Origin of the sequence: Collinsella sp. An268 (assembly GCF_002159765.1) — a bacterium.
Taxonomy (GTDB): domain Bacteria; phylum Actinomycetota; class Coriobacteriia; order Coriobacteriales; family Coriobacteriaceae; genus Coprousia.
In genome coordinates this window covers 1-982 of sequence record NZ_NFJH01000024.1, presented here as the reverse complement: position 1 = coordinate 982, position 982 = coordinate 1, and the positions used below count along the sequence as shown (strand labels likewise).

Annotated in this window: 2 protein-coding genes; both read right to left on the bottom strand. The window is 67.2% G+C overall.

What is annotated here, in order from left to right; genetic code table 11:
* Positions 1–759: HAD family hydrolase (locus B5F70_RS10435; RefSeq protein ID WP_087205500.1), on the bottom strand; the 759-nt coding region annotated here is incomplete at its 3' end.
* 29 nt (positions 760–788) lie between these two features.
* Positions 789–982 (bottom strand): HAD hydrolase family protein (locus B5F70_RS10430; protein WP_087205499.1); only part of this gene is annotated, 194 nt, incomplete at its 5' end.

Below are 982 nucleotides of genomic sequence, written 5' to 3'. Positions count from 1 at the left end.
GACGAACGTCTCCACCGCGGGCGCCATGGAGAGGTCGTTCTCCGAGTCGCCGAAGGCGAAGGTGTTCGCGCGGCCGTGGCCCATGTGGGCGAGCGCGCAGGCGATGCCCGTCCCCTTGTCGATGCCCTTGAGCGAGAACTCGAACACGCCGCCCTGCAAGTCGCATATCGTAAAGTGCTCTTCAATGAGCGGCATGAGCGGCGCCAGCGCATCGCGCTCAAGCCCGTTGGTGCAGAACTTCTGGAAGCGGTGCCGCCCCGTTGCCTCGGCAACCTCCGCCGCCGTCCGCGCAAGAGCCGAGCGCGGGAAGCGCGCCGGGGCTCCCGAAGGGCGAAGCTCGAGGTTCTGCGTATCGCTCTCGATCGTCACGTCGAGACCCGCCGCCTCAAAGCGTCGGGCGACCTCGACCACCAGCGCGGGGTCGATCGCCACATCGCGCACGACCGTATCGCCCACCCTCACATAGGCGCCCGCCGCCGCGATGATACCGGTCGGCTCCAGCGCGAGGAGCGACGGGAGCACAAACGGAACGGGCCTACCCGTGCAGATGAACGTCGCATTGCCCCGCTCGTGCATGCGGCGAAACGCGTCGGCGACCGCCGCAGAAGGCTTGATCTCCATCCCGCTGTTCACCGTCTCGTGGGAGCGTCGCCTCATCTCGGCGAAATCGCGCCACACGAGCGTGCCGTCCACATCGAAAAACGACACCGCATGCGTGCCCGGCGCCGCCTCCGTCATCTCCTGATGCTGCTCCTGCATGTCCTGTCCCCTCTCTAACTCCGGGTGCGCTAAAGCAGCCCAAAATGGGCGAGCGCCGTCGCCACGCCATCGTTTTGCACGCTATCGGTCACATAGTCCGCCGCCGCCTTGACACCGGGCAGCGCGTTGCCCATGGCGACGAACGTCTCCACCGCGGGCGCCATGGAGAGGTCGTTCTCCGAGTCGCCGAAGGCGAAGGTGTTCGCGCGGCCGTGGCCCATGT